This window comes from Sediminicola sp. 1XM1-17, assembly GCF_037203765.1.
Taxonomy (GTDB): Bacteria; Bacteroidota; Bacteroidia; order Flavobacteriales; family Flavobacteriaceae; genus Sediminicola.
Genome location: NZ_JBBCAS010000003.1, coordinates 59331 through 82850, shown reverse-complemented (window position 1 = coordinate 82850; position 23520 = coordinate 59331). Strand labels below are relative to the sequence as shown.

The following is a 23520-nucleotide window of genomic DNA, read 5'->3' as shown; positions in this document are numbered from 1 at the left end:
TTAGGTATTAGAAACATGTTTGTACAATAAATGATAAACGTCCGTAGCCTTGATAGATTGTTCCAGCGGTCCGCTTTTTGAATTGGATATAAATATTGGATGATCCTCTGCACTTTCAGGAATCCTGCCATGTGAACCCTTGACCAAAGTTGAATCCAACGGGATTACGTCCATCAGCGTTCTAAAACCGAGCTTTTTCTTTAGCAACTTCCACAGTATTTTCGGAACCACAAAAGGGTCTTTGGGATCTGTAAACATTTCTACAGGATCGTAGCCCGGTTTCTTATGGATATCCACCATTCGGGCAAAATCAGGTGCCTTGGCATCATCCAGCCAAAAGTAGTAGGTAAACCACGAATCGGTATCTGCTACCAATACCAGATCTCCACTCCGCTCATGATTTAAGCGGGCTTGTTCTATTTCTTTGCCCACAAGGACTTTTTCTATACCAGGCTCAGATTCAAACATCTTTTTTATGGTATCGATGTTCGTTTTATCCTTAACATAGATATGGGATATTTGATGGTCCGACACTGCAAATGCACTACTGGCTCCGGCATCCAACAGTTCCAATCCTCTTTCTTCCCTTATATTTAAATAGCCCTTCATTCGTAAAATTCTATTGGGATGAATGGACCGTTGCACATTGGTAATACCATATTCTGACAACAATACAATATTGGCATCCTTTTCTTGATAGTAGGCAACCAATTTTTCCACCAAAGCATCCACATCATTGAGATCCTTTCCAAATTTATTGAAATCGAGACCATATCTCTGGATGTTATAATCCAAATGGGGGATGTAGATCAAGGTCAATGTAGGATCGTACATTTTATCTGTGGAAACGGCGCCATTGGCTATCCATTGACTGGACTTAATAGAGGTCTTTGGGCCCCAAAAATTAAATAGCGGAAAAGTTCCCAATTCATTTTGAAGCTTATCCCTAAGATCCGCAGGAAAAGAATATACATCAGGGATTTTACGCCCATCTGCAAGATAATTTGGACGCGGCGTAAGGCTGTAATCCACATTGGAATACATATTGTACCACCAAAAGTGATTGGCACATGTGAAGTCCTCAAATTCGGATTTTAAAGCATCCCATATTTTATCGGATTGCACCAAGCTGTTGGACTGCCGCCAAAATTTAACCTCATGCTCCTCTTTGAAATACCACCCATTGCCAACAATTCCATGTTCCGATGGCCATTTTCCAGTGAGATAGGTAGACTGTGCGGTACAGGTAACTGCAGGCAAAACTGGCTCAATGGTGGCATGAACCCCCGCATCCAGAAAATTCTTTATAAACGGGGTGTGCTCACCAATCAATCTCTTGGTCAGACCGACGATATTTATTACTACGGTTTTCTTCATGCCATCTGTTTCTTTAACCATTGCAATTCCCTTATGATTGATCGTCCCAAATCTACCTTCAATGTTTCCGGCAATACATCCCAAGTATAGGTCTCAACCTCCATATGCTCGGTCACCGGATATTCCTTCAGATAAGCTAAAGTGCTCAAAATTTGGTCTTGGGTAGCATAGAGATCGTCGAACTTTTCCAAAAATATGGGAACATGAAAATGGGCCCTAAGCTCTTTATGTGCTTTTCGATTTTTTAATACCATAGGCAGATCATTATAAACCCTAACATGACCATCTTGCTGCTCGGTCACCTGGTGTAAATAGGTAGGTTCATTAAAACGTGCCAGGGAATTCCATATTTGTTCTTCATTTCCTTTTTCAAAAAGGATTTTTAGAGCAGCACTTACTTGGATCTTGCCAATGGCGATACCATGCATTTTCATTTCCCCAAAAGTATAGGATGGAGCTTCATATGCGAGTGAATAATGGCAAATATCATAACATAGGGTAATATGCCTTTTGATCAATTGCTCGGCATCCCTTTCATGAAGTCCTTTTTTGGAATTTATCTCTTTAACAGCCGTGGGCATGAGATAGTTTTTATAAAAATCTACAAATTCCGCTGTATTCTCCAACAGTCCGTCTGGTTCTGGCTCAATATCCAGATGCAAATACTTTCCAGTGATAGTTTCCAATTCCTGAAGGTACAACACAACTTCAGCAAGATGCTCTGACCCTAGGTGTAGCGCAGAGGTCAATTCTTCCTCACTGGCATACCAGTGTTTATAACTGATGGGAGAGGTAGAAATACCTCCGGATACGCCCTTGGGCAACAAAAAAGCCAACTGCCGAAATAATCGTTTGGTATATTCCAACCTTTCTTTGGTAGTCCAATCCGGGGCGTGTACTTTATCCTTGACTTCAGTGTTGTGGAAATCTCCATAGGGAAAACCATTCATGGTAAAGACATAACAATCATTTTGGGCCAGCCAAAACTTAAAATCCTCCAAATTATGTCCTTCGTCAAGTTGCAGACTTGCCGCATTGGAAAGTCGCAACCCAATACCAAAAGAGGCACCCTTGGATACTTCCCTTTTTATTCTTGGAATATATTGCTTTAAATTGAGAAATGTAGTTTCCCAATCCTCACCGGGATGGATGTTGGAACAATAGGTTACATGAAATTTATCTTGAATCAACATACAATCGCTTTCAAAAAATTAAACCAAATAGGATATGGCCTCCTTCATTTTTTGCATATCTATTTGGTGGACATCGTGCTTTTTGCCAATTTCGGATATCAAAGTAATGGTAAGCTTTCCTCCCAGATGCTCCCTAAATTCCTCTATCCCTGACAAAAGCTCCTCAATTCTTTCAGGTTTTATGGGCAACTTGAGATCAAAACCAACCTTCCCCATCACATCAAGAATAGCTATTAAGGTTTCTTTGGATATAAGACCGATCAATTGGGCATAGGTAAGGTCTATAGCCATACCAACCGCTACAGCCTCTCCGTGCCTTATTTTATAGTTGGTCATGTGCTCTAGCTTATGCGCAGCCCAATGGCCAAAATCCAGTGGTCTCGAAGAACCTGCCTCGAAAGGATCACCTCCTTGGGCTATGTGTTGCATGTGAAGCTCCGCACATTTGTATATGAGGTACTCCATACTTGCCATATCCCTGGTTGCAAGCTTTTCGGCCGATTTTTCTATTTCCCCGTAAAATTTTTTGTCCTTGATCAAGGCTACTTTTATTGCTTCAGCAATTCCAGAGATCCAGTCCCTTTTTTCCAAGGTTTTTAGAAAATCACTGTCGTTAATAATGGCATAGGGTGGGGCAAAAGTTCCCAAGAAATTCTTCTTTCCAAAGTGGTTAATACTATTCTTCACACCCACAGCCGAATCGTTTTGGGATAGTACGGTAGTTGGAATCCGTAATAATTTAACGCCTCTATGTGCAATTGCCGAAGCATAGCCCACCATATCAATTATAGCACCCCCACCAATGACAACCACAAAGGAGTGTCTACAGATTTTGGCATCATTGATACCTTGTAGCACCTGATTCAAAGAGGTCACCGAATGCTTGACCTGTTCTCCTCCTGGCAGTACTATGGTATCACGGTATTGAATTTGTGGTGCAAAACTTGCGCAATAGTCCTTAATCTGATCCAATAAATTCTGATGTGCTGCAACCACCCCGTCATCAATGACAAATAAGATTTTGACACCTCCCTCATTGGCGTAATCCTTAAATATGTTATTGAACAGGGCATTTTCTTTATGGAACAGGTGCTGCGTAAAGTGTAATTGATAATTATACTCTACTTTGAAAGATTGCTCTATAGATTTTGGGATACTCATGAATGCATAGATTACGTTACTGAAAAACGTTTGGATAATAATAAAGATAAAGGCAACAAGAGGACAATCATGACCCCTACCCACCACGTTGAATTGGCCGATGCCAATGCAGCATCCATCAAAACAAGGGACAATACACCCATCTTGACGGCCTTTTTTATATGCTCCGGAGTATTGACTCTATAGGCTTTTATCAGCGGCCGAAAAATGGACACAACAAATAAAATCAAAAAAGGGATGACCGTAAAAAAACTAGACCTATCCCGTAACATTATTAAAAAGATAGAGGACGCCACCAATGCATATAGGAGACCCGATAGTACAATATTACGTTTGTTGTTTCCATGGACCTCCCCCCTACTAATTAACGTAACTGCACCTATATAAATAATTGGCAGCATTATAAAATACCATTTGGACCACTCCGGAAATCCAAGAAGGCTCATTCCCAACAAAAGATTAAGGCCTCTACAACTTCCCATGACCAAAGGACCAAAAAAAGAATGGTTCTTGGCCAAGGCATCATACAGAAGAATGAATCCGGCCAATACCACAGCCACAATCCCTGCTTCCTTATGGCATAAAAATGATAGAAGAACACCTATCATCAATAACGCACCTCCTAAAATAGCCGCGGTCCGCAAGGATACCACGCCTTGAGGGATTGGCCGCTCCGGTCTTTCCAGAGCATCAATCTTGGCATCAAAAACATCATTTAGCACCACCCCCCCAGCATACAGCAGTATGGAGGCGAGTATGAGAGCCAAAAAATTATAGGACCACAAAATTCCGTCTTGTACAAACACCCCAATAATAGCGCCACCCGTTAATATATCGGCCGCAGCTGTCGGTAAATTTGGAGGGCGCATTAAAATAAGGCACCCCTTGGCAAAAGAATATCTATCAGACAATTTTGTTCCCTTCTATTTTTGGTTCTTGCCCCCTTAATACACTGTTGTCATTGAACAATTCCCGCTGGTCTATATTATTGCTTCCCAACCAATGTTCTTCCTTCATCTTTCCATTCTTGCCAAAGGCCTCCAAAGCATTCTGATAGCAGGTCTTTATGACATCTTCGCGCGCTATACCGTTATGGAGCATTAAGGCAGCTGTCTTTGGCACGGCGAGCGGATCACTCACCCCCCAATCTGCTGAACTGTCCACAATGATGTTGGTACTTCCAAACTTTCGCACCACCTCTACCATTCTTTCGTTCCCCATCTTGGTTTTGGGATAAATCGTAAAAGCTGCTATAAAACCTCTATCCAAAACTTCCTTTACCGTTTCCTCATTATTGTGATCTATGATCACATTGGAAGGGTCCAGGCCATGCTCCAAACAAACTTCCATACTTTTAATTGTTCCGGCTTTTTTATCCCTATGAGGCGTGTGCACCTGAACGGTCATATTCAATTCTCTTGCCATATCGAGTTGCATCCTAAAATACTTATCCTCTGCAGGAGTTTGATCATCATAACCAATTTCACCAATGGCAACCACATTCTCTTTATGAAAATACAAGGGCAATAATTCGATGACCTGTTCCGCCAATGCCTCATTGTTGGCTTCCTTGGAATTCAAACCTATGGTGCAATAGTGTTTGATCCCAAACTGACTTGCCCTAAAGGGTTCCCATCCCACAAGACTACTGTAATAATCCTGAAAAGACCCCACTTGTGTCCTAGGTTGGCCCAACCAAAAGGAAGGTTCTATTATAGCTACTATGCCCGCCGCCGCCATGGCCTCATAGTCATCTGTTGTCCTAGAGGTCATGTGTACGTGGGGGTCTATAAACATTAAATTATCTTTCATATCAATTTATATTATTCCAGGTAATTAAACCTTGGTCTATCTTCTTCTTTATTTGAGGGTAATTGTTAAGTAATTCTTTGGCCTCTGAATGATCTGATATGGAACAGGAAAGGGCCGCAGCCAAATTTTCCTTTTCGTTATCACTTTGGAATAACCTTCTCATATCATCCAATATGGAGTCGTTGATGAAATTGCCGACGGGTCTCCAAAAATAAGGATCTACACTTCGGGAAGCCGCCCATCTCTCATGGGCATAATCTGAAATTATTCTGGTCAGATCCTTGTTGGCCCTGGCATCAATATCCATTATAGCGCTTAGATTCCTTCCCATAAATGCCGCTTTCAAATACATCTGGTTCCATTGCTGATCATTGAAAAAGGCGGCAGGATATGGATTATTTAGTGAAATGGCATCAAAAATGGTCGCAATATTGGTCCTAAGAGCCTCCACAGCAACATTCTTGTAGCTGCCCGAATTGGGCATCAATACCAGAAACTTTAAAAAAGTTTCCAACTCTCCGGTGTCCGAAACCTGAATTATGTTGGCCACCTTGTCAAAAAAGAAATCCTCATCAGCTTCCAGAACATTGATCAAAAGGTACACCCTGCTGATCTGCAAAAGATCTGCCTTTTGGGTCTCCAAATATTGCATTACACTATTCTGGTCTGAAGGCATTTTTACATTTCCTCCAGAGTTGATTTTGGAAGCCATTAAACTATAGGTCATATACAGGTCTTTAGGGGACCTGTTACCAATAACAACATCTTTCTTTTCTTCCAACCATTGCAATAGATCAGCATCCATATTAAGATAAAGGACCTTTCGCAGTTCTTGACTTACATTTTCTAATGACATATACTAATACTAATTTCCGATATAAATTTTAGTATTCAAGGTTTATCTTTTTGCCGAATCCAGACATGTTGACAATGATAACTGGAATCGAAAAAGAAAAGTATCTTCAAAAGGTTAAATTCTCCCCAAATCAAAAAATCGCCAGAGAAAAATTCACTTTATAAAATTCTACTTAATTTTGTTTTCAAATATAATAAAATGCTAGGCCTTAAACTACCTACAGACCCACGTTGGGTAAATATTGTAGAAAAAAATATAGACGAAATTTTGACCGATCATGCCTATTGTGAACAAAAAGCCGCTGCCACGGCAATTTCACTTATTGTAGGTTTCCCGGAGTATACAGATCTTGTACAGGAAATGGTAGCCCTAACCAGGGAAGAAATGGGCCATTTTAAGATGGTCCACGATAGGATTATTGCCAGAGGACAAGTACTTGGAAGAGACCGGAAAGATGCGTATGTACTGGAACTGATCAAGTTTTTCCCCAAAGGCGGCAGCCGCACCACACAATTGGTACATAGGCTGCTCTATGCAGCTTTGATCGAAGCCAGAAGTTGTGAGCGTTTTAGATTACTTTCCGAACAACTGAAGGACAAAGAGTTGGCAGAATTCTACCATAAACTAATGGTCAGCGAGGCCGGACATTATACCATGTTTTTAAAGTTTGCCCGCCAATATGGCGAGCGGGAGGAAGTAGATCAAAAATGGCAGGATTTATTGACCTATGAGGCGCAGATCATGAAGGATCTTGGTACCAAGGAATCTATCCACGGCTAGGAAATCCATTCTAAAAAATTTCTTTCTCCTTTACCCCCTTATTGTTCGGAATAATACAGCGTCTTGATAATACCATCGGACAATCCAATTTTGGGCACATAAATTTTCTTGGCCCCGCACCACTTGGCTGCCGATAAATAGATACGGGAGGCTGGAATAATAACATCGGCCCTATCAGGATTGAGTCCCAATTCTGACACCCTATCTTCATAACTCATACTTTCCAAAAAGTGGTATTGGGCATTGAGCCAGATATACGATAATGGTTCCCCCTCTTTTCTACCGGACATTTTGTGGAGTTTATTGATATTTCCCCCAGAACCTATAATGGTAATTTTACTTAGACCATTAATGTTTTCCTTGATCCACAATTCTATTTTTTTCCAAATTCCTTCTCCTACCAAATTATTGAGAATACGAACCGTTCCTATTTTAAATGATTTGGAAATTTTTATTTTGCCATCGGTAAATAGGGTAAATTCTGTGCTGCCCCCACCAACATCTATATAAAGGTAGGATTGATCGTTTTGGATCAATTGCTTTAAATCCGTGGAAGCAATGATAGCCGCCTCCTTTTTCCCGTCTATCACTTCTATTTTTACTCCAGAATCCTCATAGATCCGTTCTACGATCTCATAACCATTATTTGCCTCTCTAATTGCGGAAGTGGCACATGCCATGTACTTCTCCACGCCATTCACATCCATGATCAATTTAAACGCTTTCATGGCATTCAACATGCGTTCCTCATTGCGTTCCGAAATTTCTCCAACCGTAAAAGAATCCTCCCCCAAACGGACGGGAACCCTGATCAAGGAGCTTTTTCTGAATTGGGTCTTCTTGTCTTTCTCCTCTATCACGTTGTGAATCAACAAGCGGATTGCATTGGAACCAATATCTATAGCTGCAAACTTTCTTATCTTCAAAATATCCGAGGGGTTAAGTGTTTAATTTATTGAGGTAGTAATCATAAATAGCAAATTGGGAACGGACCTTGACCTTATTGTTCTTTCTGTAGGCATTATCCTGATTGGCACAAAAGACCCTAGCCTTGACATTATCCCGCCAAGAAATTTCAAAGGTATCCAGCAACTCCTGTTTTAGATCGGTGTCATAAATTGGACATCCGACCTCTACCCTATAATCCAGGTTCCTTGTCATCCAATCTGCAGAGGATATATATATCTTGGGGTCACCATTATTGGAGAATATAAAGACCCGGGGATGCTCCAAAAATTTATCGACCACACTAATGGCTTCTATATTCTCACTTAGACCTTTTACTCCTGGCACCAAGCAACAGATCCCTCTGATGATCAATTGAATTTTCACCCCGGCCCTACTGGCCTCATAGAGCTTGTCGACCATTTTGTAGGAGGTGAAACTGTTCATTTTTATTTTGATATAGGCTTCCTTGCCGGCTTTGGCATTTTCAATCTCCTTATCTATCAGTTTTTTGAATGTATTCTTGGTATAGTGGGGCGAAACAATTAGATGTTTGTACTTATTGATCTTATAAGTGGTTTCAAAAAAATCAAAAACCATGTTCAATTCCTTCAAAATAGGGTCATGGGCGGTAAACAGGGTGTAGTCTGTATATATCCTAGCTGTCGCTTCGTTAAAGTTTCCTGTGCTTATGAATCCGTAACGTTTAAGAACACCATCTTCCTCCCTTTCAATGAGACATATTTTACTATGGACCTTTAATCCCGGAACCCCAAAAATGAGTTTGACCCCTTCTGCCTGAAGCTGTTCCGCGTATTGGATATTGGCCTGTTCATCAAACCTAGCCTGGAGTTCTATTTGAACGGTTACCTGTTTGCCATTTTTCACAGCATTGATCAAAGAGGCGGTCACCTGTGAATTGTCGGCCAGACGATAGACCGTGATCTTAATGCTTTTTACCTTGGGATCCAAGGCGGCCTCCCTCAAGAACCTTATCACGTATGAAAAGGTATGGTATGGGGTATATTGTAGGTAGTCCTTCTCCGCAATCTGATTGAACAAACTCCCTTCCAAAGCAAATCCTTTTACCGGTAGGGGTTTTATTTTTTCATACATCAAGTCTTCCCTACCCAAACTTGGAAAGCCCATATAGTCCCTTCTATTGTGGTACCTACCTCCAGGGATAACACTATCCGTATCCTCTATGTTCATTTTTTCCTTTAAGAACTCCAAGGTGTCCCTGCCTATATTCTTGTCGTAGACAAAGCGGACAGGGTCACTGATCTTTCGGTGCTCCACACTGGAAGATATCTTTTCTATAAAACTCTTGCTCAGATCATTGTCGATATCCAGTTCTGCATCACGCGTAATCTTGATCATATGAGCGGTTATGGACTCATAATTGAACATGTTAAAAATATTCCCCAACGAGTACCGAATGAGGTCATCCAACATGATAATATAACTCCTCTCCCCTTCTGTCGGTATTACTACAAAACGGTCTATTCCCTTTGGGATCTCGATAAGGGCATAGCGCTTTTCCTTCTTCCCGTCATCTGTAGGGTATTTGTCGTCCTTTTTCAGGATAATTTTCACGGCCAGATATGCCGCTGTGTCCTTAAGGGTTGGGAATTCCGCCAGATCATTCAGGATAATCGTCATTAAAACAGGACTCACCTTTTGGGCAAAATAACTCTTGATAAAATCTGACTGATCTTCGGTAATCTCCGTCTCATTGATCAAAAAAATATTCTTGGTCTCCAATTCCTTTTCGATGTCACCCAATATTTTTAAACTCTTGGTCTGTTGACGAATAACAATTTCCGTGATTTCCTCCAACAAATCTTTGGCTATTTCGCCCCCTAGAACACTTTTTCCAGATCTCCCGGCCTCAACAATCCGTTTTACCGTAGCATAGCGCACTTTAAAAAATTCATCCAAATTATTGGAGAATATCCCAACAAACCTTAGTCGCTCTATCAATGGGACATTCTTGTCTGCGCTTTCCTGTAAAACGCGCTCATTAAATTGCAACCAGCTTATTTCACGGTTGATATATTGGTATTTGGGTTTGATCATTTTTTAAGTTGTTTGGGGAATATTGTCCGCTCGGTAATCCCTTTTGATATGGCCTCCCAACGATCTTCTTTAAAATTTATCTGTACCATGCCCGTCGTAGGAACATTGTCAATGGATTTGTTCCCAAGGGTATTGGCTATATTGGTAAAGGCGTAGTTATGCCCAAAAATTAGTACGGTTTGATACTTGTTATCCAAATTTCTAACAAAGCGCAATACGTCTTCACCGGAGAAATCATATAATTCCGAGGTGATCTCTAGCCTCTTTAAGGGAAATCCCAGTTTTCGCAATACGATCATACAGGTATGTAAGGCCCTATTGGCGGGACTTGAAAATACCGCATCTATTTGAATATGCTTGGATTTTAATTCGGCGCCCACCAGGTGGCCATCATTTATTCCACGCTCTTTCAACGGCCTATCCTGGTCGTTCACTTGATAATCCCAAGATGATTTTCCATGACGTATAAGGATCAATGTTTTCATGTTCTTCGATTTTAAGGTGCCAAACGTTCAATTTTCCAATGGTAATCATCCTGCAAGGAGTACCTCACCCTATCGTGCAATCTATTGGGCCTACCCTGCCAAAATTCCATCGATACTGGTCTCACCATAAATCCACCCCAAAAATCAGGTCGCTTTATTTCTTTTCCCTCGAACTCTCTTTCAAGTGCTTTCAATTTTTCTTCCAATACTTGGCGCGAAGGGATTACACTGCTTTGGTCAGAAACAATCGCCCCAAGCTTACTACCTTCAGGCCTAGATTCGAAATATCCATCGGAAAGGTTTTCGGCCAACTTCTCTGCCCTTCCCTTAATGATGATCTGTCGCTCCATATTGGGCCAAAAAAAAGAAAGGCAAACATTCGGATTGTTCGCTATGGCCTTGCCTTTTTCACTGGTATAATTGGTGTAAAAGATAAATCCTTCATAGGTATACTTTTTAAGGAGCACCACCCTGCTTTTTGGAAAACCGTCCAATCCAATTGTAGAAACGGTCATGGCATTGGGTTCATCCACTCCATCAGAAGCTTCCACCTCATAAAACCACTTTTGGAATAATTCTATGGGATTGTCCGAGATAGTACCCTCTTCCAAGGCACTTTTTTCGTAGCTTTTCCTATAATTGCCTAAATCCTTTTGCATTTAAAATTGAATAATTTATGACCCCGCACTTCTTAACAAAAATGGGGAAAAGAACGCAAAACACGAAAAGTCTAAACGCTTTTTATCAAAATTTTGGCTGTAGCCCACAAAAACACATAAGCGGAGCCTTAAGGCACATTAAATTCTATTTTCATTCCAGGATATCCGAGCCTATCAAAATTCAAAGGACTTGCCATCATCTGCCAATTCTACTCGCCCGAAAACTTCCATAGCCTCTTCTTTGAACAATTCAATAGACGCATAGCGCGTGGAATAATGGCCCAGGATAAGGACACCTACATTGGCAGCCTTTGCAATATTTGCCGCTTCCTTGGCTGTGGCGTGTTTTGTTTTGGGGGCCATATGCTGTTCTGTCTCCAAGAACGTAGATTCATGGTACAGGACATCAACCTCGTGAATCTGAGGCACTATGGCAGGCATATAAGCTGTATCACTACAGAAGGCATAACTTTTGGGTTTGGGAGGATCCATGGTAAGGATACGATTGGGCACTATGGTGCCATCATCCAAAACAATATCCTTTCCATTTTTAATATTCTGATAGTAACAAATATCTATATTGTATTTTTTTACGACCTCGATATTGAGTTTTCGTTCGCTTGGCTTCTCCCGAAACAAAAATCCGTTGGTATACACTCTGTGATCCAAAGGAATGGTGTCCACACTGACCTTTTCATCCTCAAAAATGGCCTGGGGTACTTTTGTATTGAGCTCATGAAATATCAAAGGATAATTGGTCCATGAATCCCCTAGTTTCAATAGTAGGGTCACTGCCTCCTTTATTCCCTTGGGTCCATAGATATGCAATGCAGTTTTACGACCCAGTAAACGAAAAGTAGATATTAATCCCGGCAATCCAAAGAAGTGGTCTCCGTGCAAATGGGAAATAAAAATATGCTGGATACGGGAAAATTTTATTTTGTGTCTCCTTAATTCCACCTGTGTACCCTCCCCACAATCGATCAAGAAAAGATGGTTTTTAATTTCCAGAACCTGTGATGTGGGATTGGTAAGGGTTCTGGGCGTTGCGGCATAACAACCTAAGATGTGTAATTTCATGTACTTATTTTGGTTTCCGCCAATATCACAAAGGAAACTCCCCTCCAATTTCAGTCTACGGACCTATGGCAGTATATCATCTATTCCTCCAAATCCAAATCGCGCTCTATTTCCTCCATTTCAATAACATCCCTTGCTTCCTGAATGGTGGGCACCACAATGATATGATCCGGCACTTCTTCGTAGGTTACTTTATCGGTAACCAACACAAAAGATTTCTTTAATTTCCTATGGGCAACGGATAGCTCATGAAACTCCAGAACATCATTGGCCGTTAATTTTGAAAATGAAAATAGGTTCACGATAATATGATCGTTCTTGATTTTTGGATATCCTGATTTTAAATTTTCCAAAAATACTTTTAAAGAGGTATTTTCCTGTAATACAATGGTAGTTGCGTCTTCTCTGTTGAAAATCATAGGATATTATTTAATTTTTGAAGCCAATAAATATATTACCGCCATGCGGATTGCCACGCCATTTTCTACCTGGTTCAAAATGATGGACTGGTTAGAATCGGCAACATCGCTGGTTATCTCCACGCCTCTGTTAATAGGACCCGGGTGCATGATTACAATTTCTTTGTCCAGGCTGTCCAAGAGGTTCTTGTTCACCCCAAATTGTTGGGTATATTCCCTTGTGGTCGGAAAATAACTAATATCCATGCGTTCGTTCTGTATGCGCAGCATATTAGCAACATCGCACCAATTCAGCGCCTTTCTGAGGTCGGTTTCCACCGTGACCCCCAAAGATTCTATGTATTTAGGTATCAAGGTCTTGGGTCCACAGACCTTCACATTTGCCCCTTGCAATTTAAGTGCAAATATATTGGACAGCGCCACTCTTGAATGAAGAATATCCCCAACAATGACCACGTTCTTTCCAGCCACACTGCCCAATTTTTCCCTAATGGAATAGGAATCCAACAAAGCTTGGGTTGGGTGTTCGTGCGCGCCGTCTCCCGCATTTACTATGGAGGCCTTTACATGTTTGGAAAGGAAAATTCCCGCTCCGGGATTGGGATGTCTCATGACCACCATATCCACTTTCATGGAAAGGATATTGTTAACGGTATCTATCAGGGTTTCACCCTTTTTAACCGAGGATTGTGCCGCAGAAAAATTTACGACATCGGCAGACAATCGTTTTTCTGCCAATTCAAAAGAAAGTCGCGTTCTGGTACTGTTCTCAAAAAAAATATTGGCAATGGTGATATCTCGGAGAGACGGCACCTTTTTAATGGAACGGTTAATTACTTCCTTAAAGTGATCGGCGGTTTCAAAAATGAGCTGAATATCCTTTTCATTTAGATACTTAATCCCTAGCAAGTGCTTTACACTTAATTCGCTCATACTCCTAATTTTCTATTTGTGCTACTGCATCATAATCACCTTTGCAAGGGTTTATAGCGCAATATATCTTTTATTTATTGATCAAATATATGATGTCTTCTCCATCATTCTCTTTCCACATGACCTTCACTTTTTCCTCATTTATGGCATCTACCTGCCGCCCTCTATAATTAGGCTGAATGGGCAAGTGACGACTGAACCTCCTATCAATCAAGGTCAACAATTCTATCTCCAAGGGTCTACCAAAAGACTGAATGGCGGTTAAAGCGGCCCTGATACTGCGACCAGTGTACAATACATCGTCTATGAGCACTACCTTTTTATCATCAACAAGAAAATCCATCTTGGTCTCATTGGCTTCCAAGGGTTTATTGCCCCTTCTAAAATCATCCCTGTAAAAGGTGATATCCAAAAAACCGAGTTCTATTTTTTTTATCCCGTACTCCTCTTTCAAAATTTTGGCCAGGCGTTCGGCCAAAAAAGTTCCTCTGGGCTGTATTCCGATAAGTACCGTATTGCTAAAATCCAAATGATGCTCTAGCAGCTGGCAAGCCAATCGGTGAAGGATGATATGTATTTCTTTTGAGGAAAGTAGTACTTTTTGACTCATACGTTGGGAGACCGATTCTATTGAAGAACAAAAATAGGGATTTCTCTTCAATATCCTAGACGTAAATTATGAGGTATCCGAATCCTTTAAAAACGGATACAAAAAAAAAAGCCCGGACAATTTGTCCGGGCTTTTCAATTATGAATAAACAGATGCTTACTTTTTCTTGGCAGCAGCTTCCATTTTATCTTTCAACGCTTGTAACGCTTCGTTGGCATCACCTAAGGTTGGTTTAGCTTCGTCTGCACTTGCAGCAGCTTTCTTAACTGCAGCCTTTACATTACGTTGCTCTTCTTCCCTGAAGATTGCTGTATGGCTAGCGACAACTCTTTTGAATTCTTTGTTGAACTCAATGATCTTGAATTCTGCCTCTTCACCTTTGGCAAGTTTCTTACCATCTTCTTTCTCCAAGTGACGTGTCGGTACAAATGCAACGATGTCCTCGTTAAAGTTAACGGTAGCTCCTTTGTCAACGATCTCTGCGATAGCACCTTTATGTACGGTATCCAATGCAAATTCGGTTTCGTATTTATCCCATGGGTTAACAGTAGTCTGTTTGTGACCCAAGCTCAATTTACGTCCATCAACATCCAATTCCAATACTTCCACTTCCAAAGTGTCACCAACGGTAACAAATTCTGATGGATGCTTGATTTTCTTAGTCCAAGAAAGATCTGAAATGTAGATCAAACCGTCGATACCTTCTTCCATTTCAACGAATACACCGAAGTTTGTGAAGTTACGAACGATTCCTTTGTGCTTGGAACCTACTGGATATTTAGTTGTGATATCGGTCCATGGATCTGGAGTCAATTGCTTGATACCAAGGGACATTTTTCTGTCCTCTCTATCCAAAGTCAATACTACTGCTTCTACTTCGTCTCCAACATTAACGAAATCCTGTGCAGATCTCAAGTGTGTAGACCATGACATTTCAGAAACGTGGATAAGTCCTTCAACTCCTTCAGCTACTTCAATAAATGCACCGTAATCAGCAATAACAACTACTTTACCTTTTACCTTATCACCAACTTTGATCTCATCGCTCAAGGCATCCCATGGATGTTTCTCCAATTGCTTCAATCCTAGTTGGATTCTAGATTTGTTGTCATCGAAATCCAAGATAACCACGTTCAGTTTCTGGTCTAGTTCAACAACCTCGTTCGGGTGGTTGATTCTGCTCCAAGAAAGATCTGTGATATGGATAAGACCATCAACACCTCCAAGGTCAATAAAGACACCGTAAGAAGTAATGTTTTTAACAACACCTTCCAATACCTGTCCTTTTTCCAATTGACCGATAATCTCTTTTTTCTGCTCTTCGATATCCGCTTCGATCAACGCTTTGTGGGATACAACTACGTTTTTGAACTCATGGTTGATTTTCACAACTTTGAACTCCATAGTCTTTCCTACGTACTGATCGTAGTCACGGATAGGCTTCACATCTATTTGAGAACCTGGCAAGAACGCTTCGATGCCAAAAACATCAACGATCATACCACCTTTAGTTCTACATTTTACAAAACCATTAACGATTTCTTCTTTGTCGTGGGCAGCATTAACTCTATCCCAAGCCATGATAGTTCTGGCTTTTCTGTGAGATAATACCAATTGTCCACTTTTATCCTCACGGATATCTATCAACACCTCAACTTTGTCACCAACCTTCAAATCAGGGTTGTAACGAAATTCATTTAGGGAGATAACTCCTTCAGATTTTGCGTTGATGTCGATGATAGCTTCACGATCTGTAAGGTAAACTACAGTTCCTTCAACTACTTCCTCATCTGCAGTATCCACAAAGTTTTTAGCTACCAATGTTTCGAATTCCTGTAATTTGGAATCGTCAACACGCTCAATACCTTGTTCGTACTTTTCCCAGTTGAAGTTCTCCAAAAATTCTTTTGGATCCTGTACTTGGGTTTCTACTTTTGTTTCTTTGGCGTCTTGCGTAGTTTCATCTACTTGCGCCGTTGTTTTGTCTTCAGCCATTTGCTGATCATTAATTTGTATTCCGCAGCCATCCAAGAGCTAAACAATTACTGCAGAAGGTGTTATTTATAAATTTTCTCTCAAATCCCTTTCCTCTTGACTCTCTGTAAAAAAGGTGTGCAAAAATACAACTAAAAAATGGTTTTACAAACCTTATTTTAAGAAGGTTGCCCCACAAAGAAAAAATTGAGGTGAATTTTTCCAAAATCCCTGAAAATCCGTACCTTAACTAGTACATTTTTAACAATTAAAAATTTAGAACATGAGTGTAAAAGATAAATATCAAGGGGTACTGACCCTAGGGGAGAAACTGGGCATTAAAGACGGTGAGGTTTCCGAAGAAAACGGTATCCTGAAAGTAAAAGGAATGGCAAATACACCCTTTGAAAAGGACCTTCTCTGGGACAAGATCAAAGAATTGGGAGGGCAAAACCCAACGGACATCAAAGCCAATATTACCGTGGCAGATGATTCCGTTTACCATAGACATGTTGTTAAAAGTGGTGAATCGCTCAGTAAAATTGCCAAACACTACTATGGCGACGCCATGAAATATAAAAAGATTTTTGAAGCAAATACCAATATCCTTAAAAATCCGGACATGATCCATCCAGATCAGGTATTGGTCATTCCGAAATAAATGGTTATAGATCATATTGAAAAAGGGCCGTTGAACGGGCCCTTTTTTATTGCTTCTCTATAACTCGCAAGGAGTGGTTATAAATACGTTCAAATTGCTCTTCCATCCCCATATCGCTGTTATCGAACTCTATGGCATCCTCCGCCCTTTTCAGAGGAGAAAACTCCCTATGGGAATCCACATAATCCCTGTTTTGTATATTTTTCAACACCTCTTCATAGGTAACCTTGTCACCTTTATCCAGTAATTCCTTATACCTTCTATAGGCTCTGGTTTCAGGGGATGCTGTCATAAAAATCTTTAATTCAGCATCCGGAAATACAACAGTACCAATATCACGGCCATCCATCACTATTCCCTTCTCTTTGCCCATTTCCTTTTGCATATCCACCAGCTTGTGGCGCACCTCCTCAATGGTAGCTACCCTACTTACCTGGTTGGATACCTCAATGCTCCTGATTTCCTTTTCCACATTTTCCCCATTCAGGTACATTTCTGCAAAACCAAGTTCCTCGTTAAAAACGAACTTTAGTTTCGCCTTGGGCAACAATTTAATCAGTGCATTGATATTTTCCTGCTCCACCCCAACAAATTTATTGCGCATGGCAAATAAGGTAATGGCCCTATACATGGCCCCGGTATCCACATATATATACCCCAACGCTTTGGCAAGCTGTTTGGCTAGGGTGCTCTTTCCGGTTGATGAAAAGCCATCTATGGCTATGGTTATTTTTTGCATTGGCCAAAAATACTCAGAATTCAATAATTTCTTTGCCTAATATGTAGAAAAAAAGGACAATGGCTCCGGTAACCCAGAACCATTGTCCCTATAATTTCCAATTTTAATACAGCTTTTTCTTAAAGACTTTTGGCATTCTTTACCTTTTCATCTGTAATGGCCAAGTTGATCACTTCACTCATATCCGTGACATAGTGGAACTGAAGTCCTTTTAGATACTCGGCCTTTATTTCCAATATATCCTTTCTATTGTCCTCACATAGAATGATATCCTTAATTCTAGCCCTTTTCGCAGCTAAAATCTTCTCCTTGATACCACCTACGGGCAACACTTTGCCCCTTAAGGTAATCTCCCCCGTCATGGCCACGCTCTTTCTTACCTTTTTCTGGGTAAACAATGAAACCAGAGAGGTCAACATGGTAATACCGGCACTTGGACCATCTTTGGGTGTTGCACCTTCTGGAACGTGGATATGAACATTATACTTATCGAATACTTCAGAGTCTATACCAAAAGTATCAGCGTTGGACTTGATATACTCCATGGCAATGGTGGCGGATTCTTTCATCACCTTTCCTAAATTACCGGTAATATTCATAGCCCCTTTTCCCTTGGACAAAATAGATTCGATAAATAGGATATCCCCTCCAACACTGGTCCATGCCAATCCGGTGACTACCCCTGCAACATCATTGCTTTCATATTTGTCCCTTTCCATTCTGGCAGGCCCCAATACGGTTTCGATATCCTCATTGGTGACCTTAAGATTGTACTCGTCCTCCATGGCTATGGATTTGGCCGCATGCCTAACCATTTTTGCCACTTGCTTTTCCAATGAACGCACTCCGGATTCGCGAGTATACCCTTCCACTATTTTTTCCAACTGTGGTTTGGCTATTTTCAAATCCTTATCGGTAAGTCCATGCTCTTCCAATTGTTTCGGCAACAAATGCCTTTTGGCGATCTCTACTTTCTCCTCAATGGTATATCCCGTCACATTGATAATTTCCATACGATCCAAAAGGGCTGGCTGAATGCTCGACAAGTTATTGGCCGTTGCGATAAACATTACCTTGGAAAGGTCATAGCCCATTTCCAAAAAGTTATCGTGGAAATCGTTGTTCTGCTCTGGATCCAAAACCTCCAACATGGCAGAGGATGGATCTCCTTGGTGGCTATTGGATAGTTTATCTATCTCATCCAAGATGAACACAGGATTGGATTTCCCTGCTTTTTTAAGACTTTGGATGATTCGTCCGGGCATGGCACCAATATAGGTTTTTCTATGACCCCTAATCTCCGCCTCGTCCCGAAGTCCACCCAGGGACATACGTACATACTCCCGCCCAATGGCTTTGGCAATGGACTTGCCCAAAGAGGTTTTACCGACCCCCGGAGGTCCATAAAGACATAAAATAGGAGACTTCATATCGTTTCTCAACTTAAGCACCGCCAGGTACTCTATAATCCTTCTTTTTACATCCTCCAGACCATAATGATCCCTGTCCAATATTTTTTGAGCTCTTTTTAGATCAAATTTATCCTTGGAAAATTCATTCCATGGCAGTTCCAAAAACAGTTCCAAGTAATTTCTTTGGATGGAATATTCAGCAACCTGGGGGTTCATGCGCTGCATCTTGGCAAGTTCCTTGTGAAAATGCTCCGATACTTTTTTGCCCCATTTCTTTTCCTTGGCCTTTTGGGCCATCTCATCTATTTCCTCTTCATATGAAATTCCGCCCAATTCCTCTTGGATGGTCTTCATTTGTTGGTGCAGGAAGTATTCCCTTTGCTGCTGGTCCAGATCACTTCGAACTTTGCTCTGAATATCGTTCTTCAGCTCCAATTTTTGAAGTTCCACATTCATGTACTTCAGGGTAGCCAATGCCCTATCCTGGAGATTTGGAATTTCTAAAAGCTCCTGCTTTTCCTTGACCCCTAGATTGAGATTGGAAGAAACAAAATTGATCAAAAACGAATTGCTCTGGATGTTCTTGATGGCAAACGAGGCCTCACTTGGTATATTCGGATTATCCTTGATGATCTTAAGCGCCAATTCTTTGATAGAATCTATGATCGCCAAAAATTCCTGGCTGTCACCCAATGGCCTTTCCTCCTTGGTCTCCCTGACAGTTGCTGTCATATAGGGCTTCTCTGTAAGGATCTCGGCTATTTCGAAACGTTTTTTTCCTTGGATGATAACCGTGGTATTACCATCTGGCATTTGCAACACCCTTAAAATACGGGCCACCGTACCTACGGTATTGATATCTTTTATCCCTGGATTTTCTGTCTCCTCATCCTTTTGGGAAACCACTCCGATGACTTTGGAACCGTTGTTGGCATCCTTTATCAGATTAATGGATTTATCCCTCCCTGCAGTGATGGGAATTACCACGCCTGGAAACAATACCGTATTTCGCAAAGGCAAAATAGGCAACGTTTCCGGCAAAGCTTCGTTATTGATTTCCTCCTCATCTTCAGGCGTCATTAAAGGAATTAATTCAGAATCTTCATCTATTCCCTGCAGTGACATACTGTCAATATTTAAAAATTTTGATTTACTCATAGCGTTATTTCGGTCATTCTGTCATTTATAAACAGAAATCTTATTTAAAATTATATTTCATTGGTCCGTAAAACCCTGAAAACCTTATCATAAGAGCAATGTTAGAACCATTTCCATCTAACTAAAATCAATTGTTATGCCAACAACCTGATAATTTTTCTAAAAAACTGTAACAATCGTTAAATTGAGTCATCTATTAAACAAACGATTCACTTTTTGAGCCACAAAGAAGCACATATTAACGATCTGTTGCTGTTATGTAAAGAAGGTAACCAAGGCGCGCAATTGGAAGTGTACAACCGCTATTATAGAAGCATGTACAATACCTCCCTTAGGATTGTTAAAGATAGTGCAGAGGCAGAGGATATCATGCAGGAATCATTTTTAAGTGCCTTTACCAAATTGCACACCTTTAAAGCAGAGGTAACTTTCGGATCCTGGTTGAAGCGAATAGTGGTAAACAATAGCATTCACCACTATCGTAAACAACTGAAAAAAAATGAGGTTGCGTTGGACAATATTCTGTACAAGGTCAAAGAGGATGATGGCATTGATCCGGATCATGGAGTCACTGAATTGATGGCTCAAAGGGTGATGCAAACCATGAATCTATTACAGGACAATTACAGAATTGCTTTGACCTTATTTTTAATCGAAGGTTATGATTATGAAGAGATAAGTGAGATCATGAAAATTAGTTATGCCAATTGCAGAACTACCATATCCAGGGCAAAGGAAAGCCTTAGAAAAAAGTTAACCCCCGTAATACAATAGCAATGGATAATTTAGATACCATATTCAACGAATTAAAAGGATCATTTGACAGGGAAGAACCGGCCAATGGTCATGAGGCCAGGTTTATCAACAAATTAAACCGCCATAAGGATCGCGCCAAAAAAGGTTGGGGCCATGCGGCCTGGAAACCCTTGCTCATGGCAGCCTCCATAGCCCTGATAATCTGCATGGGAATAGGACTCTATATTGATCAGACCAATACAGAACAGCAAATTGCACAAATATCCCCTGAGGCATCCAAAACGGAATTTTATTTTGCCAACCTGATCAATGAGCAGACAAAGGTACTGAAAAGTGAGAGCTCACCGGAGACCAAAAAAATTGTAGAAGACACCATGCTGCAATTAAAAAAATTGGAAACGGACTATAAAAAAATGGAGCAAGACCTTTTAAATGGTGGTAACAGTAAGTTTATTTTAAGCGCCATGGTCACCAATTTCCAAACAAGGATATCCCTGCTACAAGAGGTCCTAAGACAGATTGAAGAGATCAAATCCATTAATGAAAAAGAAAAAACACAAACATTAATTTAAATAAAACAAAATGAAAAAGTTCATCCCAATCATCGCTACTATCCTATTCCTAGCACTCCCTCTGATATCACAAGCCCATGGAGGCCAGTTAAAAGGAAAGTATACCAAGGAAAAAATGATAAAAAAAGAATTTGAGGTCAATGCCAACGCACTCATGTCCATAGACAACAGTTACGGCAACCTCAACATCACCTCTTGGAACGAAAATAGAATCCTCATTGAGATACGCATAAAGACCAATGGCAACAATGAAGAGAAAGTACAAAAGAAATTGGATGAAATCTCGGTAGATTTTGAATATGACAGGAGCATGGTTTCCGCCAAGACCCTTTTTAACAAGAACAACAACAATTGGAATTGGAACTGGGGCGGGAGCAATAACGTGAACATGCAGATCGACTATTTCATCAAAGTACCGGTAAAGAACAACGTTCACCTGAACAATGACTATGGCAGTATTATTTTGGACCGTATTGACGGCCATGCGAAGATCAGTTGCGATTATGGTAGATTGGAGATCGGGGAATTGAGAGGAAGGAACAACGAACTCAATTTTGACTACACTTCCAAGAGCAGCATAGACTATATCAACAGTGGTAGAATTACCGCAGACTATTCTGGTTTTACTATTGACAAGGCAGGGGATTTGGTCATCAAGGCAGATTATACAAATTCTACCGTCTTAAAAATGGACAACCTACAATATTCCAGTGATTATGGTTCCATAGATATCTCCGAGGCAAACAATGTACAGGGAAATGGGGACTATATCAATGTGAAGTTGGGTACGATCCATGGGAATGTGGATATTTCTGCGGATTACGGGTCCCTCAAGATCAATGAATTGGCCGCAGATGCCGGGAATGTACAGATCAGATCGGACTATATGGGAATAACTATTGGTTACCACCCCCAGTACTATTTTGATTTTGAGATTACTGCTGAATATGCCGGAGTCAGTGGAAAGGACAATTTTGAGGTCAATAAGAGCACAGAAAAGTCTAACCAAAAATACTACAAGGGCTATTATGGCAAGAGCAACAGCGGAAATATGGTTTCCGTTAGCACCGAATACGGTAGCATATCCTTCAAGAAAAACTAAAATAAACCCATTACAACCATGAAAAATATTTTAATTCTCGGGATTTCCATGTTGTGCATGACATTCACCTCTGCACAATGGGGCAAAAAAATTAAAGGAAACGGGAACGTAATTACCGAAAATAGGGATACAGGATCTTACGACGCCATTCATGTAGCAGGGTTCTTTGATGTAGAGCTCATTGATGGCAAGGAAGGCAAACTAACCCTTAAAGGAGAGGAAAATCTTTTGAAACACATCATCACGGAGGTCAAGGATGGCAAATTGGTCATAAAGGTTGAAAAAGGCCTAAACTTAAGTCCGTCTTCTTGGAAACAGGGGGTTTTAATTACGGTGCCTATAGACGTCATCAACGCCGTCACCTTGTCCGGCTCTGGGGACATTGCAGGCAAAAAGACCATAGAATCAGAAAACTTTAGTGCAGATATTTCAGGTTCAGGGGACATAAACCTAACGATAAATGCCAAATCCGTAACGTCTATTATTTCTGGTTCCGGGGAGATAAGCCTCCGAGGGGCAACCACCGATTTTGATGTCAAGGTTTCCGGATCCGGTGACGTGAAGGCCTATGACCTTGCTACCAAAAACGTTACCGCGAATATTTCCGGATCGGCAGATATTGAGGTTACTGCTACCGAAATGATCAAGGCACGTGTTTCTGGCTCCGGAGATATCTCTTACCGTGGCAATCCCAAGAAGATTGACACCAAATCCTCTGGATCAGGCGATATCAGCAAGGTATAATCTGTTATTTCAA

At 40.8% G+C, this 23520-nt stretch carries 23 protein-coding genes; 6 read left to right on the top strand and 17 right to left on the bottom strand.

The annotated features are described in order from the left end of the window. Genes WAA86_RS05825 through WAA86_RS05800 form a run of 6 tightly spaced genes read right to left on the bottom strand, consistent with a single transcriptional unit; the run spans position 1 to position 6399 of the window. Entirely contained in the window at positions 1–1377 is a 1377-nt protein-coding gene (locus WAA86_RS05825) for an alkaline phosphatase family protein (RefSeq protein ID WP_337300053.1), read from the bottom strand. Then, a complete protein-coding gene (eboE, locus tag WAA86_RS05820) occupies positions 1374–2570 on the bottom strand; it encodes a metabolite traffic protein EboE (RefSeq protein WP_337300052.1) in 1197 nt (398 codons plus the stop codon). Before eboE ends, WAA86_RS05825 begins: the two co-directional genes overlap by 4 nt. Before the next feature lie 18 nt (positions 2571–2588). After that, the gene (locus WAA86_RS05815; protein WP_337300051.1) at positions 2589–3731 is read right to left on the bottom strand and encodes a 3-dehydroquinate synthase; all 1143 of its coding nucleotides are present in this window, start codon (positions 3729–3731) and stop codon (positions 2589–2591) included. Positions 3732–3742: 11 nt separating this feature from the next. After that, positions 3743–4642: a UbiA-like protein EboC gene (gene eboC / locus WAA86_RS05810; RefSeq protein WP_337300050.1), complete on the bottom strand. Its 900-nt coding sequence runs from the start codon at positions 4640–4642 to the stop codon at positions 3743–3745. Then, positions 4635–5543, bottom strand: a complete 909-nt coding sequence (locus tag WAA86_RS05805) for a TatD family hydrolase (RefSeq protein WP_337300049.1) — start codon at positions 5541–5543, stop codon at positions 4635–4637. Before WAA86_RS05805 ends, eboC begins: the two co-directional genes overlap by 8 nt. 1 nt (position 5544) lies before the next feature. Then, positions 5545–6399 (bottom strand): EboA domain-containing protein, encoded by an 855-nt coding sequence (locus tag WAA86_RS05800; RefSeq protein WP_337300048.1) that lies wholly within the window; start codon positions 6397–6399, stop codon positions 5545–5547. A gap of 198 nt (positions 6400–6597) precedes the next feature. On the opposite strand from WAA86_RS05800, the gene WAA86_RS05795 reads away from it, so the two are divergent. Then, the gene (locus tag WAA86_RS05795) at positions 6598–7179 is read left to right on the top strand and encodes a tRNA-(ms[2]io[6]A)-hydroxylase (protein ID WP_337300047.1); all 582 of its coding nucleotides are present in this window, start codon (positions 6598–6600) and stop codon (positions 7177–7179) included. A 38-nt stretch (positions 7180–7217) separates the two neighbouring features. On the opposite strand, the gene WAA86_RS05790 is transcribed toward WAA86_RS05795, so the two are convergent. The 9 genes from WAA86_RS05790 to rpsA all read right to left on the bottom strand — a co-directional run bounded on the left by WAA86_RS05790 (position 7218) and on the right by rpsA (position 16384). Continuing rightward, positions 7218–8105 (bottom strand): Ppx/GppA phosphatase family protein, encoded by an 888-nt coding sequence (locus WAA86_RS05790; RefSeq protein ID WP_337300046.1) that lies wholly within the window; start codon positions 8103–8105, stop codon positions 7218–7220. A 13-nt stretch (positions 8106–8118) separates the two neighbouring features. After that, positions 8119–10203: a polyphosphate kinase 1 gene (gene ppk1, locus WAA86_RS05785; RefSeq protein ID WP_337300045.1), complete on the bottom strand. Its 2085-nt coding sequence runs from the start codon at positions 10201–10203 to the stop codon at positions 8119–8121. Next, positions 10200–10688 (bottom strand): SixA phosphatase family protein, encoded by a 489-nt coding sequence (locus WAA86_RS05780; RefSeq protein ID WP_337300044.1) that lies wholly within the window; start codon positions 10686–10688, stop codon positions 10200–10202. The genes ppk1 and WAA86_RS05780 overlap by 4 nt, the downstream gene beginning before the upstream one ends. A gap of 11 nt (positions 10689–10699) precedes the next feature. Next, positions 10700–11347 carry a pyridoxamine 5'-phosphate oxidase gene (gene pdxH / locus WAA86_RS05775; protein WP_337300043.1) on the bottom strand — a complete coding sequence of 216 codons (648 nt, stop codon included), beginning with the start codon at positions 11345–11347 and terminating at the stop codon, positions 10700–10702. A 174-nt stretch (positions 11348–11521) separates the two neighbouring features. Then, positions 11522–12427: a ribonuclease Z gene (locus WAA86_RS05770; protein WP_337300042.1), complete on the bottom strand. Its 906-nt coding sequence runs from the start codon at positions 12425–12427 to the stop codon at positions 11522–11524. A gap of 80 nt (positions 12428–12507) precedes the next feature. Beyond that, positions 12508–12846 (bottom strand): ribonuclease Z, encoded by a 339-nt coding sequence (locus tag WAA86_RS05765; RefSeq protein ID WP_337300041.1) that lies wholly within the window; start codon positions 12844–12846, stop codon positions 12508–12510. A 6-nt stretch (positions 12847–12852) separates the two neighbouring features. Then, entirely contained in the window at positions 12853–13779 is a 927-nt protein-coding gene (locus WAA86_RS05760) for an aspartate carbamoyltransferase catalytic subunit (protein WP_337300040.1), read from the bottom strand. Positions 13780–13849: 70 nt separating this feature from the next. Continuing rightward, complete coding sequence (gene pyrR / locus WAA86_RS05755) at positions 13850–14389, bottom strand: bifunctional pyr operon transcriptional regulator/uracil phosphoribosyltransferase PyrR (RefSeq protein WP_337300039.1); 540 nt, start codon at positions 14387–14389, stop codon at positions 13850–13852. 156 nt (positions 14390–14545) lie between these two features. Beyond that, the gene (gene rpsA, locus WAA86_RS05750) at positions 14546–16384 is read right to left on the bottom strand and encodes a 30S ribosomal protein S1 (protein WP_337300038.1); all 1839 of its coding nucleotides are present in this window, start codon (positions 16382–16384) and stop codon (positions 14546–14548) included. A 262-nt stretch (positions 16385–16646) separates the two neighbouring features. On the opposite strand from rpsA, the gene WAA86_RS05745 reads away from it, so the two are divergent. Continuing rightward, positions 16647–17024 (top strand): LysM peptidoglycan-binding domain-containing protein, encoded by a 378-nt coding sequence (locus WAA86_RS05745; protein ID WP_337300037.1) that lies wholly within the window; start codon positions 16647–16649, stop codon positions 17022–17024. Positions 17025–17070: 46 nt separating this feature from the next. On the opposite strand, the gene cmk is transcribed toward WAA86_RS05745, so the two are convergent. Next, positions 17071–17763 carry a (d)CMP kinase gene (gene cmk / locus WAA86_RS05740; RefSeq protein ID WP_337300036.1) on the bottom strand — a complete coding sequence of 231 codons (693 nt, stop codon included), beginning with the start codon at positions 17761–17763 and terminating at the stop codon, positions 17071–17073. 119 nt (positions 17764–17882) lie between these two features. Then, positions 17883–20333: an endopeptidase La gene (gene lon / locus WAA86_RS05735; RefSeq protein ID WP_337300035.1), complete on the bottom strand. Its 2451-nt coding sequence runs from the start codon at positions 20331–20333 to the stop codon at positions 17883–17885. Between the two features lie 216 nt (positions 20334–20549). Between lon and WAA86_RS05730 the strand changes: the two genes are divergently transcribed. From WAA86_RS05730 to WAA86_RS05715, 4 genes are read left to right on the top strand one after another with little or no spacing between them, the layout of a single operon-like run. Next, a complete protein-coding gene (locus WAA86_RS05730; RefSeq protein ID WP_337300034.1) occupies positions 20550–21107 on the top strand; it encodes an RNA polymerase sigma factor in 558 nt (185 codons plus the stop codon). Between the two features lie 2 nt (positions 21108–21109). Further along, positions 21110–21661: a hypothetical protein gene (locus tag WAA86_RS05725; RefSeq protein ID WP_337300033.1), complete on the top strand. Its 552-nt coding sequence runs from the start codon at positions 21110–21112 to the stop codon at positions 21659–21661. Positions 21662–21671: 10 nt separating this feature from the next. Beyond that, positions 21672–22763 (top strand): hypothetical protein, encoded by a 1092-nt coding sequence (locus tag WAA86_RS05720; RefSeq protein WP_337300032.1) that lies wholly within the window; start codon positions 21672–21674, stop codon positions 22761–22763. An 18-nt stretch (positions 22764–22781) separates the two neighbouring features. Then, complete coding sequence (locus tag WAA86_RS05715) at positions 22782–23507, top strand: head GIN domain-containing protein (RefSeq protein ID WP_337300031.1); 726 nt, start codon at positions 22782–22784, stop codon at positions 23505–23507. Positions 23508–23520: the final 13 nt, after the last annotated feature.

What these genes read in the sequence shown, in the direction of transcription:
- WAA86_RS05825 (WP_337300053.1), bottom strand. Translation starts at nt 1,377, where the DNA reads ATGAAGAAAACCGTAGTAATAAATATCGTCGGTCTGACCAAGAGATTG.
- eboE (WP_337300052.1), bottom strand. Translation starts at nt 2,570, where the DNA reads ATGTTGATTCAAGATAAATTTCATGTAACCTATTGTTCCAACATCCAT.
- WAA86_RS05815 (WP_337300051.1), bottom strand. Translation starts at nt 3,731, where the DNA reads ATGAGTATCCCAAAATCTATAGAGCAATCTTTCAAAGTAGAGTATAAT.
- WAA86_RS05805 (WP_337300049.1), bottom strand. Translation starts at nt 5,543, where the DNA reads ATGAAAGATAATTTAATGTTTATAGACCCCCACGTACACATGACCTCT.
- WAA86_RS05800 (WP_337300048.1), bottom strand. Translation starts at nt 6,399, where the DNA reads ATGTCATTAGAAAATGTAAGTCAAGAACTGCGAAAGGTCCTTTATCTT.
- WAA86_RS05795 (WP_337300047.1), top strand. Translation starts at nt 6,598, where the DNA reads ATGCTAGGCCTTAAACTACCTACAGACCCACGTTGGGTAAATATTGTA.
- ppk1 (WP_337300045.1), bottom strand. Translation starts at nt 10,203, where the DNA reads ATGATCAAACCCAAATACCAATATATCAACCGTGAAATAAGCTGGTTG.
- WAA86_RS05780 (WP_337300044.1), bottom strand. Translation starts at nt 10,688, where the DNA reads ATGAAAACATTGATCCTTATACGTCATGGAAAATCATCTTGGGATTAT.
- pdxH (WP_337300043.1), bottom strand. Translation starts at nt 11,347, where the DNA reads ATGCAAAAGGATTTAGGCAATTATAGGAAAAGCTACGAAAAAAGTGCC.
- WAA86_RS05770 (WP_337300042.1), bottom strand. Translation starts at nt 12,427, where the DNA reads ATGAAATTACACATCTTAGGTTGTTATGCCGCAACGCCCAGAACCCTT.
- WAA86_RS05765 (WP_337300041.1), bottom strand. Translation starts at nt 12,846, where the DNA reads ATGATTTTCAACAGAGAAGACGCAACTACCATTGTATTACAGGAAAAT.
- WAA86_RS05760 (WP_337300040.1), bottom strand. Translation starts at nt 13,779, where the DNA reads ATGAGCGAATTAAGTGTAAAGCACTTGCTAGGGATTAAGTATCTAAAT.
- pyrR (WP_337300039.1), bottom strand. Translation starts at nt 14,389, where the DNA reads ATGAGTCAAAAAGTACTACTTTCCTCAAAAGAAATACATATCATCCTT.
- rpsA (WP_337300038.1), bottom strand. Translation starts at nt 16,384, where the DNA reads ATGGCTGAAGACAAAACAACGGCGCAAGTAGATGAAACTACGCAAGAC.
- WAA86_RS05745 (WP_337300037.1), top strand. Translation starts at nt 16,647, where the DNA reads ATGAGTGTAAAAGATAAATATCAAGGGGTACTGACCCTAGGGGAGAAA.
- cmk (WP_337300036.1), bottom strand. Translation starts at nt 17,763, where the DNA reads ATGCAAAAAATAACCATAGCCATAGATGGCTTTTCATCAACCGGAAAG.
- lon (WP_337300035.1), bottom strand. Translation starts at nt 20,333, where the DNA reads ATGAGTAAATCAAAATTTTTAAATATTGACAGTATGTCACTGCAGGGA.
- WAA86_RS05725 (WP_337300033.1), top strand. Translation starts at nt 21,110, where the DNA reads ATGGATAATTTAGATACCATATTCAACGAATTAAAAGGATCATTTGAC.
- WAA86_RS05720 (WP_337300032.1), top strand. Translation starts at nt 21,672, where the DNA reads ATGAAAAAGTTCATCCCAATCATCGCTACTATCCTATTCCTAGCACTC.
- WAA86_RS05715 (WP_337300031.1), top strand. Translation starts at nt 22,782, where the DNA reads ATGAAAAATATTTTAATTCTCGGGATTTCCATGTTGTGCATGACATTC.